This is a genomic window from Mycetocola sp., from assembly GCF_046716805.1.
In the GTDB taxonomy this organism is placed as follows: domain Bacteria; phylum Actinomycetota; class Actinomycetes; order Actinomycetales; family Microbacteriaceae; genus Mycetocola_A.
The window spans coordinates 1-15,843 of the sequence record NZ_JBKJWH010000064.1; the positions used below are offsets into that span (position 1 = coordinate 1).

Annotated in this window: 15 protein-coding genes; 9 read left to right on the forward strand and 6 right to left on the reverse strand. The window is 66.7% G+C overall.

All coding sequences use genetic code 11. The features are described from left to right. Both ACLQ62_RS05145 and ACLQ62_RS05150 read left to right on the forward strand, forming a co-directional pair. A partial coding sequence (locus tag ACLQ62_RS05145) for an ABC transporter ATP-binding protein (RefSeq protein ID WP_411720592.1) occupies positions 1–929 on the forward strand: 929 nt, incomplete at its 5' end. Next, positions 926–2,731, forward strand: a complete 1,806-nt coding sequence (locus ACLQ62_RS05150) for an ABC transporter ATP-binding protein (RefSeq protein ID WP_411720593.1) — start codon at positions 926–928, stop codon at positions 2,729–2,731. The genes ACLQ62_RS05145 and ACLQ62_RS05150, both read left to right, overlap by 4 nt. 94 nt (positions 2,732–2,825) lie before the next feature. Here the strand turns inward: ACLQ62_RS05150 and ACLQ62_RS05155 are convergent, their stop codons facing one another. Together ACLQ62_RS05155 and ACLQ62_RS05160 are read right to left on the reverse strand one after the other, a co-directional pair. Beyond that, positions 2,826–3,161 carry an MGMT family protein gene (locus ACLQ62_RS05155; RefSeq protein ID WP_411720594.1) on the reverse strand — a complete coding sequence of 112 codons (336 nt, stop codon included), beginning with the start codon at positions 3,159–3,161 and terminating at the stop codon, positions 2,826–2,828. Then, positions 3,130–3,579, reverse strand: a complete 450-nt coding sequence (locus tag ACLQ62_RS05160; RefSeq protein ID WP_411720595.1) for a GNAT family N-acetyltransferase — start codon at positions 3,577–3,579, stop codon at positions 3,130–3,132. The genes ACLQ62_RS05155 and ACLQ62_RS05160 overlap by 32 nt, the downstream gene beginning before the upstream one ends. 197 nt (positions 3,580–3,776) lie before the next feature. Here ACLQ62_RS05160 and ACLQ62_RS05165 point away from each other — a divergent pair, with 197 nt between their 5' ends. Beyond that, the gene (locus tag ACLQ62_RS05165) at positions 3,777–4,991 is read left to right on the forward strand and encodes an NADP-dependent isocitrate dehydrogenase (protein ID WP_411720596.1); all 1,215 of its coding nucleotides are present in this window, start codon (positions 3,777–3,779) and stop codon (positions 4,989–4,991) included. Positions 4,992–5,052: 61 nt separating this feature from the next. Here the strand turns inward: ACLQ62_RS05165 and ACLQ62_RS05170 are convergent, their stop codons facing one another. Then, positions 5,053–5,472, reverse strand: a complete 420-nt coding sequence (locus ACLQ62_RS05170) for a hypothetical protein (RefSeq protein ID WP_411720597.1) — start codon at positions 5,470–5,472, stop codon at positions 5,053–5,055. Between the two features lie 113 nt (positions 5,473–5,585). Between ACLQ62_RS05170 and nagB the strand changes: the two genes are divergently transcribed. Next, on the forward strand, positions 5,586–6,365 hold the full coding sequence (gene nagB / locus ACLQ62_RS05175; protein ID WP_411720599.1) for a glucosamine-6-phosphate deaminase: 780 nt from the start codon (positions 5,586–5,588) through the stop codon (positions 6,363–6,365). 70 nt (positions 6,366–6,435) lie between these two features. Here nagB and ACLQ62_RS05180 read toward each other — a convergent pair whose 3' ends face one another. From ACLQ62_RS05180 to purU, 3 genes are read right to left on the reverse strand one after another with little or no spacing between them, the layout of a single operon-like run. Next, a complete protein-coding gene (locus tag ACLQ62_RS05180; RefSeq protein WP_411720600.1) occupies positions 6,436–7,791 on the reverse strand; it encodes an FAD-binding oxidoreductase in 1,356 nt (451 codons plus the stop codon). Then, a complete protein-coding gene (locus ACLQ62_RS05185) occupies positions 7,788–8,165 on the reverse strand; it encodes a YrdB family protein (RefSeq protein ID WP_411720601.1) in 378 nt (125 codons plus the stop codon). The genes ACLQ62_RS05180 and ACLQ62_RS05185 overlap by 4 nt, the downstream gene beginning before the upstream one ends. Further along, positions 8,162–9,037 carry a formyltetrahydrofolate deformylase gene (gene purU / locus ACLQ62_RS05190; RefSeq protein WP_411720602.1) on the reverse strand — a complete coding sequence of 292 codons (876 nt, stop codon included), beginning with the start codon at positions 9,035–9,037 and terminating at the stop codon, positions 8,162–8,164. The genes ACLQ62_RS05185 and purU overlap by 4 nt, the downstream gene beginning before the upstream one ends. 168 nt (positions 9,038–9,205) lie before the next feature. Between purU and ACLQ62_RS05195 the strand changes: the two genes are divergently transcribed. From ACLQ62_RS05195 to ACLQ62_RS05215, 5 genes are all read left to right on the forward strand, one after another. After that, positions 9,206–10,444, forward strand: a complete 1,239-nt coding sequence (locus ACLQ62_RS05195; protein ID WP_411720603.1) for an MFS transporter — start codon at positions 9,206–9,208, stop codon at positions 10,442–10,444. 70 nt (positions 10,445–10,514) lie between these two features. Beyond that, positions 10,515–13,436, forward strand: a complete 2,922-nt coding sequence (locus tag ACLQ62_RS05200; protein ID WP_411720604.1) for a Na+/H+ antiporter subunit A — start codon at positions 10,515–10,517, stop codon at positions 13,434–13,436. Continuing rightward, a complete protein-coding gene (locus tag ACLQ62_RS05205; RefSeq protein WP_411720605.1) occupies positions 13,433–13,909 on the forward strand; it encodes an NADH-quinone oxidoreductase subunit K in 477 nt (158 codons plus the stop codon). The genes ACLQ62_RS05200 and ACLQ62_RS05205 overlap by 4 nt, the downstream gene beginning before the upstream one ends. Beyond that, positions 13,906–15,468 carry a Na+/H+ antiporter subunit D gene (locus ACLQ62_RS05210; protein ID WP_411720606.1) on the forward strand — a complete coding sequence of 521 codons (1,563 nt, stop codon included), beginning with the start codon at positions 13,906–13,908 and terminating at the stop codon, positions 15,466–15,468. The genes ACLQ62_RS05205 and ACLQ62_RS05210 overlap by 4 nt, the downstream gene beginning before the upstream one ends. Continuing rightward, on the forward strand, positions 15,465–15,843 hold a 379-nt coding region (locus tag ACLQ62_RS05215; protein ID WP_411720607.1), incomplete at its 3' end, for a Na+/H+ antiporter subunit E. The genes ACLQ62_RS05210 and ACLQ62_RS05215, both read left to right, overlap by 4 nt.

Consider the following 15,843-nt stretch of genomic DNA (forward strand, 5'->3'; position numbering starts at 1 on the left):
CGGCCACGGTGCTGCGCTTCCCGATCGAGTCGATCGGGTTCCTGCTGTCGATGACCTTCGACACCCGCACGGCGGTCGACCGGCTCTTCGAGGTGCTCGACTCACCCAACCCGATCACCGACCCCGCCGATCCGGCCACCGTCACCGAGCCGCGGGGACGCCTCACCTTCGACAACGTGCACTTTCGGTATCAGGATGCCGGCACCGAGGGTGCCGACCTCGTCGACGGCGTCTCCCTCGAACTCGAACCCGGCGAGACGATGGCGCTCGTCGGTCTCACCGGGTCGGGAAAGACGACCCTCACCGCGCTCACCACCCGGCTCTACGACGTCACGGGCGGGGCGATCAGACTCGACGGCGTCGACATCCGCGACCTCACCCGTGAGGAACTGCGCCGCCGCATCGCGATGGCGTTCGAAGACGCGACACTGTTCTCGGCGTCGGTGCGCGACAACGTGCTGCTCGGGCGGCCCGAACTCGCAGTCGGGGGCGCGGATGCCGACACGGTGCTCGCCGAGGCGCTTGAGATCGCGCAGGCCGAGTTCGTCGCCGAGTTGCCGGAAGCGGAGAACACGACCGTCGGCGAGGAGGGGCTCTCGCTCTCCGGAGGCCAACGTCAGCGACTCGCACTCGCCCGCGCCGTCGCCGCCGCTCCGTCGGTGCTCGTGCTCGACGACCCGCTGTCGGCGCTCGACGTCGACACCGAGGCGCGCGTCGAGGCGGCCCTTCGCCGCGTGCTCGCCACCACGACCGCGCTCATCGTGGCGCACCGCCCCTCCACTGTGCAGCTCGCCGACCGCGTCGCACTGCTGCAAGACGGACGCGTCACTGCGGTCGGCACGCACTCCGAACTGCTCGCGACCAACGACCACTACCGCTCCGTGATCTCGTCGCTCGAACCCGACAACGCCCGCGAGGTGGAGAAGTGAGCGTTACCGGAGTCGAGGGCGAAGAGCGCGGCGACTACACCCGCGACGAGAGCCGGTTGATCCGGTCGCGGTCGCTGCGCCTGCTCGGGTCGCTGCTGCGCCCGGTGCGTGCCCGCGTCATCCTGACCCTGTTCGTCGTCGTCGTCAGCACCGCCGCCCAGGTGGCAGGGCCGGCGCTCATCGCAATCGGCATCAACGAGGGCTTGCCGGCGGCGCTCGACAGCGACATCGTGCCGCTCGGGGTCGCCGTCGGCGCGTACCTCGTCTCCGGGGTGCTCGGCGCCGTGCTGATCGCCTGGTACACGATGCTGTCGGCCCGGGTGAGCCAGGCCATCCTGTTCGACCTGCGCCGCCGGGTGTTTCTGCACGCGCAGCGACTGAGCCTCGAATTCCACGAGAGCTACACCTCGGGCCGCATCATTGCGCGCCAGACGAGCGACCTCGAGTCGATCCGCGAACTGCTCGACTCTGGACTCAACGGTCTCGTGCGCGGCGTGCTCTACATGGCGTTCATCGGCATCGCGCTCGTGGTGTTCGATCCCGTCAGCGCTCTCGTCATCGCCGGAGCGCTCGTGCCGCTCGCCGTGCTCACCCGCTGGTTCCAGGCCCGGTCGCGACGCGGCTACCGTCAGACGCGCGTCGCGTCGGCGCGCCTCATCGTGAAGTTCGTCGAGACGATGACCGGCATCCGCGTGGTCAAGGCGTTCCGCACCGAGAAGCGCAACGACGCCGAGTTCGGGGGTCTCGTCGAGGACTATCGGGATGCCAACGCGAAGGTCATCAGGCTGTTCGGCCTCTTCGACCCGGGTCTCATCCTGATCGGCAACACCGCGGTCGCGGTTGTGCTGCTCGTCGGCGGCTTCCGCGTGATCGACGGGGGTCTCGAGATCGGGTCGCTGCTCGCCGTGCTGCTCTACACCCGCCGCTTCTTCGACCCGATGGAGGAGATGGCGATGTTCTACAACTCGTACCAATCCGCCGCCGCCGCGCTCGAGAAGATCTCGGGCGTCCTCGAAGAGAAACCGACCGTGCCGGACCCGGTGCACCCGGTCGACCTGTGGACTGCGCGCGGTCACGTGCAGTTCCAGGACGTCACCTTCGCGTACAAGGGCGACAACGTCGTGCTTCCGCACTTCACCCTCGATCTGCCCGCCGGTCAGACCGTCGCTCTCGTCGGCTCAACCGGCGCGGGCAAGTCGACCCTGGCGAAGCTGATGTCGCGGTTCTACGATCCCACCGAGGGCACAGTGACGCTCGACGGCGTCGATCTCCGGCAGTTGCACCCAAAGGACCTCCGCCGCGCCATCGTCATGGTCACCCAGGAGGCGTACCTTTTCTCCGGGTCTGTTGCCGACAATATCGCGATCGGAAAACCGGATGCCACGGCGGAGGAGATCACGGCGGCTGCCAAGGCGGTCGGTGCGGACGGCTTCATCCGCGCCCTCCCGAACGCATACGACACCGATGTGAACAAGCGCGGCGGTCGGGTGTCCGCCGGTCAGCGCCAGCTGATCTCGTTTGCGCGGGCGTTCCTCGCCGACCCGGCGGTGCTGATCCTCGATGAGGCGACGGCGTCGCTCGACATCCCCAGTGAACGGCTCGTGCAGGAGGCGCTGCAGACGCTTCTCGCCGATCGCACGGCTGTGATCATCGCGCACCGGCTGTCCACTGTGGCGATCGCCGACCGGGTGCTGGTGATGGAACACGGGCGGATCGTCGAGGACGGTACCCCGCGTGATCTCATCTCAGGCACCGGGCGGTTCGCCCAGCTGCATGCTGCCTGGCGGGACTCGCTGGTCTGACCCGGTCGCGCGGTCGTATGTGCACAGGGCGGGCGCGATTGCACCCGCCCTGTGCAATGCCGCCCGCGCGAGCGGCTCGGCATCGGCAGAACCGTCACACGAAAGCGGATGCCGCGAGCCGGTAGCTCCCGTCAGCGCGAGGAGCCCACGGGGTCGCCTCGGCACGGTAGTGTTCCAGGGCTTCGTCCTCATGGCAGGCAGGAGGAAGCCCGCCCGCGCGGACGACGCGCCACCAGGGAACCTCGTTCCCGTGGTGTGCCATGACCCGGCCGACGCCCCGCGCCGATCGGGAACCGATCGTCGCGGCGACCTGGCCGTAGCTCATGACGCGACCGGGCGGAATGGCTGCGACGACATCCAGCACGCCGTCGATGAACTCCTCGGGCGCGAGCCCGGAATCAGAGCTTGCGGACGGCGACGGTTTCGCCATACTGCGTCTCGCCAACCGGTTCGAAACCGACGTGAAGGAAGAACTGCTCGGGGCCGGACTCACCCGGTTCGAAGATTACGTTGACGTGGTCGAAGCCGCGCTTGGCCGCTTCGTCGCTGAGCGCCTGAACGGCGTAGGTGCCCACGCCGCGGCCCTGGTCGTCGGCGTCGACGTTGATCCGCCACAGGATGCTGGCGAACTCGTCATCGGAGTCAGGGTCGAAATTGGCCTGCACGAATCCGACGACCTCGTCGCCGTCGAGGACGACGCGTTGCCAGGTGGTTGCGGGGTTCACGACAGCAGCAGCGACCGAGTAGGACACCGGGGCCACGAACTGCTCCTGGCCGGGCTTGAGAGTCAATGCGTTGACCGCGACGATGGTTGAGGCGGACAGTTCTTCAAGTCTGAGCTCAGGCATGGTGCAAGGCTAGCCGGAACGGGGGCCGCACCGGTAGCAGCATCGCGGCGCTCGCAACATTTCGCCCATTATTCATCCTGTGCCAGTAGCCGGCAGCGGTCGGCCGCGGCGCATGATGTCTCGATATCAAGATACTTGCGTTGCCTCAGGTAAGCTTGACCGCGGCCCGTAAGGCCCCACAAACGAGGAGCTTTCTTTTGTCAAAAATTAAGGTTGAAGGCACTGTCGTCGAACTCGACGGCGACGAGATGACCCGAATCATCTGGCAGTCCATCAAGGACACCCTGATCCACCCGTACCTCGACGTCAATCTCGAGTACTACGACCTCGGCATCCAGAAGCGTGACGAGACGAACGACCAGATCACCATCGACGCGGCGCACGCCATCCAGAAGCACGGCGTCGGCGTCAAGTGCGCGACGATCACGCCGGACGAGGCGCGAGTCGAGGAATTCGGCCTCAAGAAGATGTGGAAGAGCCCGAACGGTACCATCCGCAACATCCTCGGTGGCGTCATCTTCCGCGAGCCGATCATCATTTCGAACATCCCGCGTCTCGTGCCGGGCTGGAACAAGCCGATCATCATCGGCCGCCACGCGTTCGGTGACCAGTACCGTGCCACCGACTTCCTGTTCAAGGGCAAGGGCACGCTGACCGTCGAATTCACCCCCGAGGACGGATCCGAGCCGCAGAAGTTCGAGGTCTACCAGTCGCCTGGCGACGGCATCGCGCAGGTGCAGTACAACCTCGACGAGTCCATCCGCGACTTCGCGCGTGCCAGCCTGAACTACGGCCTCACCCGCAATTACCCCGTGTACCTTTCCACGAAGAACACGATCCTCAAGGCGTACGACGGCCGGTTCAAGGACATCTTCCAGGAGATCTTCGACGCCGAGTTCAAGGAAGCGTTCGACTCCGCAGGACTGACCTACGAGCACCGCCTCATCGACGACATGGTGGCATCCGCCATGAAGTGGGAGGGCGGCTACGTCTGGGCCTGCAAGAACTACGACGGTGACGTGCAGTCGGACACCGTCGCGCAGGGCTTCGGCTCGCTCGGGCTGATGACCAGCGTGCTGGCCACCCCGGACGGCAAGATCGTCGAGGCTGAAGCAGCACACGGCACGGTGACCCGTCACTACCGCCAGCACCAGCAGGGCAAGCCGACGTCGACCAACCCGATCGCCTCGATTTTCGCCTGGACCCGCGGACTGCAGCACCGCGGCAAGCTGGACAGCAACACGGCCCTGATCGAATTCGCGTCGACCCTGGAGGACGTGGTCATCAAGACCGTGGAGTCCGGCAAAATGACCAAGGACCTCGCGCTCCTGGTCGGTCCTGAGCAGTCGTACCAGACCACCGAGGAATTCCTCGCTGAGATCACGGCAAACCTCAAGACCCGCCTGGGTTAAGACCCGAGAACGAGGAATGCCCCCGATCGAGATCGGGGGCATTCCTGCGTTTCGGCGCCGGTCAGGCCACGCAGGCGGACTGAACGTCGGCGAAGGTCGTCTCGATGCCTTCGAGCGCGTCGGTCAGCGCCTCCGAGTCCACGTTCGCGGGATCGTCGGCTGCCGTGCGCATCTCTCCGGCGAAGGCGTCGAGGGCCTTCTCGGCCGCGTCGGTCGACTTCTTCACCTCGGTGTTGCTGATCTTGTCGTTGGCGCCGGAGAACGAAGCGGCGAGTTCATCGACGGCGTCTGCGCCGGCGGCAGGGTCGTTCCCGAACGAGGCGACGCTCTCGCTGAGGTCTTCCTGGGCCTTCTCCATCGTGGTCTGCACGATGGCACAGGCTTCAGCGGTGGACTGACCTCCAGCGCAGCCGGTCAGCAGGAGCCCGGCGACGGTGACGATGCCGAGAACGGATGCTCGGGCAAGACGGGTACTGGGCACGGAGAATCCTCTGCTTGGTGGTGGGAACGCCGAAAGACTACCAGCCGCAATCCGGAGAAGGCCGGGCGAGCGCTTCTGCCAGAATGTTGGGAACGCACGGAAAGCAGGCTGGGATGGCTGAGATAGTAATCGTTGAGGACGCACGGGCGGCCGGTGAACTCGTCGCAGATGCAGTCCGCGCGCTGATCGCCCGGAAGGCGGATGCGGTGCTCGGTTTGGCGACCGGATCGACGCCGCTGGCGGTCTACCGGGCGCTCGCGGCCAGGGCGGAATCGCTCGACCTGCGCCAGGTGTCCGGCTTCGCCCTGGACGAGTACGTCGGCCTGCCGGTCGCCCACCCGCAGAGTTACCGGGCCGTCATCACCCGCGAGGTCGTCGAACCGATCGGCCTCGACCCGGACCGGGTCCACGTTCCGAACGGGAACGTGGACACCATCCAGTCGGCGGGCGCCGCATACGAACGCGCCATTCTCGCCGCTGGCGGCATCGACCTGCAGATCCTCGGAGTGGGAACAGACGGGCACATCGGCTTCAACGAGCCCGGCTCCTCGTTCGCCTCGCTCACCCGCGTGAAGACGCTCACCGAACAGACCCGCCGCGACAACGCACGCTTCTTCGACTCGTCCGATGACGTGCCGATGCACTGCATCACGCAGGGGCTCGGCACCATCCTCCGTGCGGAACATCTGGTGATGCTGGCGTTCGGCGAAGGCAAGGCGAACGCCGTCGCGGCATCCGTCGAAGGTCCGCTCTCGGCGATGGTTCCCGGGTCGGCGATCCAGCTGCACCCGCACGCCACCGTCGTGGTCGACGAGGCAGCAGCGTCGAGGCTGAAACTCGCCGAGTACTACCGGTACGCGTACGCGAACAAGCCGGAGTGGCAGAGCATTTAAGGACGCGAGGTGCTGACCTTGAGGGGGTTTCAGGCAGTTGAAACCCCTCAAAGTCAGCAACTCGCGTGTGTTAGAAGACCTTGCCCGGGTTGAGGATGCCCTGTGGGTCGAAGACCCGTTTGATCTGCCGTTGCAACTCGAGCTGGTCGTCGCCGAGCTCCAGGCCGAGCCAGCGCTTCTTCAGAATGCCGATTCCATGCTCGCCGGTGAGGGTGCCTCCGAGCCGAAGCGCGGCGCCGAACAGTTCATCGGCCGCCTGCCAGATCAGCTCAGGCACCTCGGTTCCGGAGAAGACGAAGTTCGGGTGAAGATTGCCGTCTCCGGCGTGGGCCACCGTCGGGATCCGGATGCCGTAACGCTGCTCGATCCGGACGATCTCCGCAAACATGGCCGGCAGTGCTGAGCGCGGCACGGAGACGTCCTCGATGAGGGTCGTGCCCAGCCGCTCCATCGCGGGGTGCATCGATCGGCGGACGGTGAGCAGCCGTTCCCCTTCGGCCAGGTCCGTCGAGAGAGCGCCGCGGCCGCCGAGCGAGACGATCAGGGCGAAGGCGGCGTCCGCTTCCTCCTGCGCCGCCGGGCCGTCGGTCTGGACCACCAGGTGGGCCTCGCCGGTGCTGATGCCGGGCAGGGCGAGCAGGGAGGCTGCGGCCTCGAGCGAGGCGGAGTCCATCAGTTCCATCACGGACGGCTGGATGCCGGCCGCCGTGATCGCTGCCGCCGCCGCGGCGGCATCCGTCACGCTGGGGAAGTAGGAGGCGATCGTCGCAATGGTACCCGGCACCGCTCGGCGGATGCGCACGGTGGCTTCGACGATGACGCCGAGCAGCCCTTCCGAGCCGACCATCAGCGCGGTCAGGTCGAGACCGGTGACCCCTTTGACGCTTCGGTGACCGAGGTCGAGCAGGCGGCCGTCGGCGAGGACGACCTTGAGACCGAGGACCGCGTCGCGGGTCACGCCGTACTTGGCGCAGAGCAGGCCGCCGGCGTTGGTGGCGATGTTGCCGCCGACCGTCGAAATCGCTCTGGACGCGGGGTCCGGGGCGAACCATAAGCCCCGCTCGGCGAGGATCTCGTTGAACCGGCCGTTGAGGATGCCGGGCTCGACGACCGCGAGCAGGTCGGCGTCGTTGATCTCGAGGACCCGGTCCATCGCCGCGGTGGAGAGCACGATCTCACCGGCGGAGGCGATCGCCCCTCCGGCCAGTCCGGTGCCCGCTCCGCGGGTGACGACAGGAGCGCCGGTGGAGGAGGCGATGCGCATCACCGCTTGAACGTCAGCGATCGAGCGCGCGGTGACGACGGCCAGGGGAGCGGATGCCGACCGGTGCCCCGATTTGTCGGCCTGCGCGAGCGCCAGCGTTGCGGCATCCGTGGACACTGCGTCGCCGAGCGCGTCGACGAGCAGCCCCACGATGTCCGTCATCCCAGTTCCCTGCGGCCGTTGATAACGCCGCTGACCGTCGCGAGCACGCCGAAGGCGATAGCGACAACCGGCACGTCCATGTCCCACCAGGCCAGCGCGGCAGCACCCATGACGGCGATCTCGACGAGGGCCTTGCCGAAGACGTCGACGGAGAACACCGCCTTCGGGGAGCGGAACAACGCCCAGAGCAGGATTCCCACGAGGGGAAGAACAATGCCGAGAACGATGTTCCAGGGCACCGGCCACGACGCGAATCCCCACACCGCGAGGCTCACGACGGCGAAGATTTCGAGGAAGAACCTCAGGATGTCATTGGGGGTGAGAGTGAACTTGTCGCTGGATTCCGGCACCGGTCCAGTGTAGAGGTTCGTCATTTGAAGATGATGGTGCGAGCGCCGTCGAGCAGCACGCGATCCTCGGCGAACCACTTCACCGCCTGGGTGAGGGTGCGGCTCTCCTCGTCCTGGCCGATCGCGACGAGCTCGCTCGCGCTGCGTGAGTGGTCGACCCGGACGACGTTCTGCTCGATGATCGGCCCCTCGTCGAGGTCGCTGGTGACGAAGTGTGCGGTCGCGCCGATGAGCTTCACACCGCGAGCATGAGCCTGCCGGTACGGGTTCGCTCCCTTGAAACCGGGCAGGAAGGAGTGGTGGATGTTGATGGCCCGGCCCGCGAGGCGTTCACAGAGCTCGGGGGAGAGGATCTGCATGTACCTGGCAAGGACGACGAGTTCGATGTCGAACTCGTCGACCGCCTCGAGGACGCGGCGCTCGAAGGCCGCTTTCGACGCGGCATCCGTCACCGGCCGGGATTCGAACGGGACCCCGTAGAACGTGGCGATGTCGCGCAGGCTGCCGTGGTTGGAAAGCACCAGCGGAATGTCGACGCTCAACTGCCCTGCACGCTGCCGGAAAAGAAGGTCGTTCACGCAGTGCGCCGCCGTCGACGCCAGGACGAGGGTGCGCAGGGGGCGGCCGACGACGTCGAGCCGCCAGGTCATCTCGTAGGTGTTCGTCACCGGCTCGATCGCCGCCTCGAATTCGGCACGGTCGCCAGGGGACTCGACCTGCAGCCGCATGAAGAACCGGCCGGTGTCTGCACTCGAGAACTGCTGGCTCTCGGTGATGTTGCCCCGAGCCGAGACGATGGCCCCGCTGATGGCGTGCACGATTCCCGGTCGGTCGGCGCAGACGAAGGTCAGGACCCAGTGGTTGAGATGTTCTCGCGGTGCGTCGGGGATAGTCACGCCTCTAGGGTATTGCAGTCCGGATGCTTACTCCTGCGCCCAGCGGAGCCTCGGTTAGACTGGTCCATGGTCGGCGCATTCCGTTCGGCCCTGGGCGCGCACATCGGCGCGTAGACGAACTCGGCTCTCGCTCCGGCGGCCGAGTGAACGCCGTCGTTGGATCCCCCGATGACCACTTCCCCCATTCCTGTCGCGCCGCGCGCGGTGCACCCGCCGACCGGGCCGCCCCCCTTCCCGTGGATCGGGCTGATCGCGCTCTCAGCGACCGTGTTCCTTTCCATCTCGAGCGAAATGATCCCGACCGGCCTGTTGCCGGAGATGAGTAAGTCCCTTGGGGTCTCTCCGTCGCAGGTCGGCCTGCTCGTGACGGTGTTCGCTTTCACCGTCGTGATCTCGAGCGCCCCGCTCACCGCGCTGACGGTTCGGATCCCCAGACACACACTGATGGTGGCGATCCTCGCCGTACTCGGCCTGAGCAACCTGCTGACCGCTCTCGCCCCCACCTATGAACTCGTCGTAGCGACCCGGGTGCTCGGAGGGCTCGCGCACGGCCTGTTCTGGGCCATGGTTCCCGCCTATTCCGCGCACCTCGTCGACCGGGAACACATTGCCAGGGCGGTCTCCATCACCCTCGCCGGTGGAACCATAGCGCTCGTGCTCGGCGTGCCGCTCGGCACGGTGCTCGGGCAGGCCATCGGCTGGCGTTGGGCGTTCGCCGCGATCGCCTTCGCCCTGTTCCTGGGTGTGCTCGCGGTTCTCCGCTGGCTGCCGCCTGTCGAACGGGACGAGGCGACTCCCTCGGATGCCACCTCCCGCCGCGACCCGACGATCCTCGCTGTCGGGCTGCTCTGTGTCACCGTCGCGATCGTGATGGTCGGAAACTACGCCTTCTACACGTTCATCGCCCCCTACCTGATCGACCGGCTCGGGGTAGCTCCCGAGTTCCTCAGCGCGGTCCTCTTCGCCTACGGAGCAGCGGGCGCGCTCGGACTCGTCCTCGCGGGTACCGTGTTCGGCAGGCGCTCGAGCGCCGGACTCGTGATCGGGCTGGCCGCGACGGCGGTTGGAGTGGGTGTCGCAGCGGTGGCCACACCGGTGCTGTGGGTGTCGCTGGGCGGGATCGTGCTCTGGGGTCTCGCCTTCGGGCTTGTACCGCCGCTTCTGCAGACACGGTTGTTGCACACCGCGAGCGCGAGGATCCGTGACACGGCAAGCGCGTTCTACACCACCGCCTTCAACGTCGGAATCGGGGGCGGGGCGCTGATCGGGGCGCTGCTCCTGGACTGGCGTGGTCTCTCGGCGTTGCCGGTGGCGACCATCTTCCTCGTGCTGGTCGGACTGGTCGTCGTGCTGGTGACGCTTCGGGTCTCGCGACGGCGGAACGCCAGACACAGGGCCGGCGAGTAGGCCGTGGTCCGGGCGGGCTCCCCGGGCGGTTAAACTGGGGTGACCCACCGCACGCAACCCGAGAGACCTCATGGTATTGATCCTGCTGGCCTTCCTCGTCGTCTCGTGTGCCACGAGGCTGATGACGAAGTGGCTGTCCACGCGGGTCTTCTATCTTCTCTCGGTGCTGCCGTTCGCCGCTTTCGCGTACACGCTGACGCAGACGCCTGCCGTGCTCGCCGGCGGAGCGGTGACCGAAAGCGTCCCCTGGATTCCGCAACTGGGCATCGCGCTGTCGTTCCGCGTCGACACCCTCGCCTGGCTGCTGGCCCTCATCGTGACCGGAGTCGGCGGGCTCGTCCTCGTCTACTGTGCGCGGTATTTCACCCCGTCCGAGCCCGGCCTCGGCCGGTTCGCCGGGTTGCTCCTCGCATTCGCAGGGGCGATGTACGGACTCGTCACCGCTGACGACATCCTCGTGATGTTCATGTTCTGGGAGATCACGAGCGTGCTCTCCTACCTGCTCATCGGGCACTACGTCGACCGCAAGGAGAGCCGCGGCGCCGCACTGCAAGCCCTCCTCGTGACCACCTTCGGCGGCCTGATCATGCTCGTCGGCGTCGTCATGATCTCTGTGCAGGCAGGAACGACGTCGATCGCGTCGATCGTCGAGCAGGGACTCGAGGGGCCGGCCACCACCGTCGCGATCCTCCTTCTCCTCGTCGGCGCTCTCTCGAAGTCAGCGATCGTGCCGTTCCACTTCTGGCTCCCCGCTGCGATGGCCGCACCCACCCCGGTGAGTGCCTACCTGCACGCCGCCGCCATGGTGAAGGCCGGCATCTACCTCGTTGCCCGCTTCGCACCCGGCTACGCCGACATCCCTGGCTGGACGCCGGTTCTCGTCGGGCTCGGCGTCTCGGCGATGCTCGTCGGTGCCTGGCGATCGCTGCGGCAGTACGACCTCAAGCTCGTCCTCGCCTACGGAACGGTCAGCCAACTCGGATTCCTGATGGTGATCGTCGGGTTCGGTGGGCACGACGCAGGTCTTGCCGGCGCCGCGCTTCTCCTGGCGCACGCCCTGTACAAGGCGGCTCTCTTCCTCGTCGTCGGCATTCTCGACCACCGCGCAGGCACCCGTGACTGGCGCAAACTCTCCGGGGTCGGCCGCCAGTCGAAAATGCTCGCCGCCATCACCCTCGTCGCGGTCGCGTCAATGGCCGGCATTCCGCCGCTTCTCGGTTTCGTCGCGAAGGAAGCCGTTTTCACGGCGTTCCTCGAAGCAGGACTCGCCGGGGATGCGTGGGGCTGGGTTGCGCTCATCGGCACCGCCGTGGGTTCGGTGCTCACCGTCGCGTACAGCGTCCGCTTTTTCTGGGGTGCTTTCGCCACTCGCCAGGACACCGCTCCATCGAAACTTCACGCCGACGGCTGGGGCATCCTGATCGCCCCTGGCATCCTCAGCGCCGTGACGATCGTGCTCGGCGTCGGAGCAGGGCCCCTCCTCGATCCGGCGCTCCGCCCATACGCCGAGACCATGCCCGGTCCGGGGGACTACCACCTCGCACTGTGGCACGGGTTCGAGCCCGCCCTCGCCCTCTCCGCCCTCGTTGTCGCCATCGGCCTCGTCATGTTCTGGCGGCGCATCTGGGTCGCCAGGGTCCAGGACGCGGTGCCATCGACGGTGGACGCGTCGCGTGGCTACTGGCTCAGCGTCCGCCTCGTCGACCGGTTGGCGGCTCGCTCGACCATCTTCGCCCAGCGAGGCGGACTGCCGCAGTACCTCGGCACCATCCTCGTCGTCTACGTCCTCACCCTCGGGGTCGCCAGTGCGCTGAACCGAACCTGGCCGGACAGCATCCGCCCGTGGGATTATCCTGAGCAGGCACTTCTCGCCGTCGCCATCGCCATCGCCGCGATCATGGCGGGCCGGGCGAGGCAGCGGATGAGTGCGGTGCTTCTCGTCGGTACGACCGGATTCGGTATGGTCGCCCTTTTCGCCATGCACGGTGCCCCGGACCTCGCGCTCACCCAGGCCCTGGTGGAGATGGTCACCCTCGTCGTGTTCGTCCTCGTTCTGCGACGCCTGCCGACGAAGATCGCCCAGCGCAACAGGCCGGTGAAGCGGCTGCTGCGGGCTTCGGTCGGTATCGCGGTCGGCGCCATCATGGCGGTCGTCGCGGTGATCGCCCTCGGCGCACGCCAGACCGAGAGCATCGGCACCGAATGGCCACGCCTCGCGTTCGAGGAAGCACACGGGCGCAACATCGTCAACACGGTCCTCGTCGACATCCGGGCCTGGGACACCATGGGTGAGATCTCCGTCCTCGTCGTCGTCGCGACCGGCATCGCAAGCCTGCTGTTCGTCACCGGGCGCGCCGGGCCGATCCCGAGGCTCGTGGGTTCCCGGCAGCAGCGCAGGGGGCGAAACCGCAGGCGCGTCCTCGTCGACCCTCTGGCACCGGGGCCCGAAGCCAGTTCCAGCCGGATGAGCTGGCTGCTGGCCGGTCGTACCCTCGCCACCGACCACCGCTCGATACTGCTCGAGGTCCTCGTCCGGCTGCTCTTCCACCCGGCGATCCTCGTCTCGATCTACTTTCTCTTCGTCGGCCACAACGCGCCGGGCGGCGGCTTCGCCGGCGGGCTGCTCGCTGGTCTTGCCCTTGTCGCGCGCTACCTTGCCGGTGGCCGGTATGAACTCGCCGAGGCGATCCCGATCGACGCGGGCAAGATCCTCGGAGCCGGTGTCGCGCTCGCCGCGGGCTGCGGCGTCGTTTCGCTGTTCTTCGGAGTTGAGACGCTGACCTCGGCATACTTCGAGACCGACGTGCTCTTCCTCGGCCACTTGTCCTTCGGCACGTCGACCATCTTCGACTTCGGGGTCTACCTCGTCGTGGTCGGCCTCGTGCTTGACATCCTTCGCAGCCTCGGCGCCGAGATCGACAGGCAGCAGGAACAGGCGGAACTGTCCGAAGAATCCCGCGACGACTTCTCGGAGAGCGAGGTCACCCGATGACCGCGTCAGCAACGCTCATCCTGCTCATGGCCGTGCTCTACGCCGTTGGCATCACGGTGATGCTCGAACGCAGCCTCACCCGCGTGCTCATCGGGTTCATGCTCGTCGGCAACGCGACCAACCTGCTCATCCTCCTGGTCAGCGGCCCCAGCGGAACAGCACCGATCGTCACTGGTACGAGCGCGGACGAAACCATGGCGGACCCGGTTCCCCAGGTGCTCATGCTCACGGCCATCGTGATCAACTTCGGTATCACCGCGTTCGTTCTCGCCCTGATCTACCGCTCCTGGTGGCTGGCCCAGCTGGGCGACCAGGGTGACGCCGTGCCCGACCAGCACACCGGGGACACCGAAGCAGCGACGGATGCCACCTTCGACGCGGTGGACCTCGATGATGCGGCGATCCAGAAGATCCTTGCCGACAGCGACGAACACCCGGATGAGCCCGGCCGGGGATTGGAGGAGAACCGATGAGTGCTCTCGTTCCGCTCCTCGTGCTGCTGCCCCTGCTGGGCGCTGCGACAGCGCTCGTCCTCGGCGCCTACCGCAGGGCGCAGGTTCTCGTCAGCGCACTGACCCTCACCGCCGTCAGCGTGCTGAGCGCGATCCTTCTCGTGTTCGTCGATCGTCATGGCGCCGTGGTCGTCGATGTCGGCGGCTGGGATGCGCCGTTCGGTATCGTGCTCGTCGCCGACCGCCTGGCGATGATCATGGTCCTGATCGCGGCGCTCATGCTCCTCGGCGTGCTTCTCTTCGCGACCGGCCAGGGCATCGCCGACGGCGACAGGGAAACCCCGGTCTCGATCTTCCACCCCACCTACCTCGTCCTGGCGGCTGGCCTGTTCGACGCCTTCATCGCCGGTGATCTCTTCAACCTGTACGTCGGATTCGAGATGCTGCTCTCGGCGAGCTATGTGCTGCTCACCCTCGCCGGCACCGGTGCCCGCATCCGTGCCGGCGTCACCTACATCATCGTCAGCCTGACATCGTCGATCATCTTCCTCGCCTCGATCGCCTTCATCTACGCCGCCACCGGAACGGTGACGATGGCGCTGATCGCCGAACGGGTCCGGGACCTGCCCGCTGATGTGCAGATGATTCTCTGCATCTCCCTCCTCACCGCCTTCTGCATCAAGGCCGCTGTGTTCCCGATGTCGTTCTGGCTGCCGGACTCCTACCCGACCGCCCCTGCACCGGTCACGGCCGTGTTCGCCGGTTTGCTGACGAAGGTGGGTGTCTACGCCATCATCCGCACAGACACGGTGATGTTCACCGACGTCAATATCGACATCCCGCTGATGATCGTCGCCCTGCTGACCCTGTTGATCGGGATCCTCGGCGCCCTGGCACAGGCCGACATCAAACGACTGCTGTCATTCACCCTTGTCAGTCACATCGGTTACATGATCTTCGGCATCGCGATCGGCAGCCAGGCCGCGCTCGCGGCGACGATTTTCTACATCGTCCACCACATCATCGTGCAGACGACCCTGTTCCTCGCCACAGGTCTGGTCGAGCGAGTGGGAGGGACGACGTCGATCAACCGGGTCGGCGGCATCCTCAAAGCATCGCCCCTGGTTTCCGTCCTCTTCTTCGTCGGGGCGATGAACCTCGGCGGGATCCCGCCGTTCTCCGGCTTCCTCGGCAAGGTTGGCTTGTTCGAAGCCGGTGTCTCGCTCGGTACGCCGCTGTCATACGTGCTCATCGCCGCCGGTGCGGCTACCTCGCTCCTCACCCTGTACGCCCTCGCCCGAGTATGGAACATGGTGTTCTGGCGGCCGAGCGGCGACGTCGAAGGGTACTCGTCGCCTCTGCTCGACTCGCTCAGCGAAACCCCGGACGATTCGGGCGGCACGGTCCGCACCAAGAGCGTGCCCCGCCTGATGCTCGCCGCGACCACCGGCATGGTCGCGCTCACCGTCTCGCTCACCGTTTTCGCCGGCCCGCTCTACGACCTCGCCAGCCGAACCGCCGCGGACTTCGACTCGCATTCCACCTACGTCGAGGCCGTGTTCCCCGGGAGTGTCGAATGAGTCCTGAGAGCGGTGGACGCCGGATCACCCGACGCAGCCAGATCGTGCTCCTGCTCGGCCTCGTCCTTCTGTGGTGCCTGGTCTGGGGCCAGTTCACCGTGCTCAGCGTGCTGACCGGAGCGATCCTCGCCGTCCTGATCTCCCTCGTCTTCTACCTGCCGGCGATCGACCTGAGCGGCCGGATCAATCTTTGGCACACGGTGGTGTTCTTCGTCCGGCTGGTCGTGGACATCGCCCGCGCCTCACTCGACGTCGCCTGGCTGGTCATCGACCCGCGATACAAACCGTCGAGTGCCATTCTCGCGATCCCGCTCGACACGCGATCCGATCTCATCATGACCTGGACCGCGGAGGCGATCTCGCTCGTCCCGGGAT

Excerpts from the sequence above, each read along its gene's own strand:
- ACLQ62_RS05185 (WP_411720601.1), bottom strand. The coding sequence starts at position 8,165 with ATGACGAACCTCTACACTGGACCGGTGCCGGAATCCAGCGACAAGTTC.
- ACLQ62_RS05210 (WP_411720606.1), top strand. The coding sequence starts at position 13,906 with ATGAGTGCTCTCGTTCCGCTCCTCGTGCTGCTGCCCCTGCTGGGCGCT.
- ACLQ62_RS05180 (WP_411720600.1), bottom strand. The coding sequence starts at position 7,791 with ATGACGGACATCGTGGGGCTGCTCGTCGACGCGCTCGGCGACGCAGTG.
- ACLQ62_RS05195 (WP_411720603.1), top strand. The coding sequence starts at position 9,206 with ATGACCACTTCCCCCATTCCTGTCGCGCCGCGCGCGGTGCACCCGCCG.
- ACLQ62_RS05155 (WP_411720594.1), bottom strand. The coding sequence starts at position 3,161 with ATGGCGAAACCGTCGCCGTCCGCAAGCTCTGATTCCGGGCTCGCGCCC.
- ACLQ62_RS05205 (WP_411720605.1), top strand. The coding sequence starts at position 13,433 with ATGACCGCGTCAGCAACGCTCATCCTGCTCATGGCCGTGCTCTACGCC.
- ACLQ62_RS05200 (WP_411720604.1), top strand. The coding sequence starts at position 10,515 with ATGGTATTGATCCTGCTGGCCTTCCTCGTCGTCTCGTGTGCCACGAGG.
- ACLQ62_RS05160 (WP_411720595.1), bottom strand. The coding sequence starts at position 3,579 with ATGCCTGAGCTCAGACTTGAAGAACTGTCCGCCTCAACCATCGTCGCG.
- nagB (WP_411720599.1), top strand. The coding sequence starts at position 5,586 with ATGGCTGAGATAGTAATCGTTGAGGACGCACGGGCGGCCGGTGAACTC.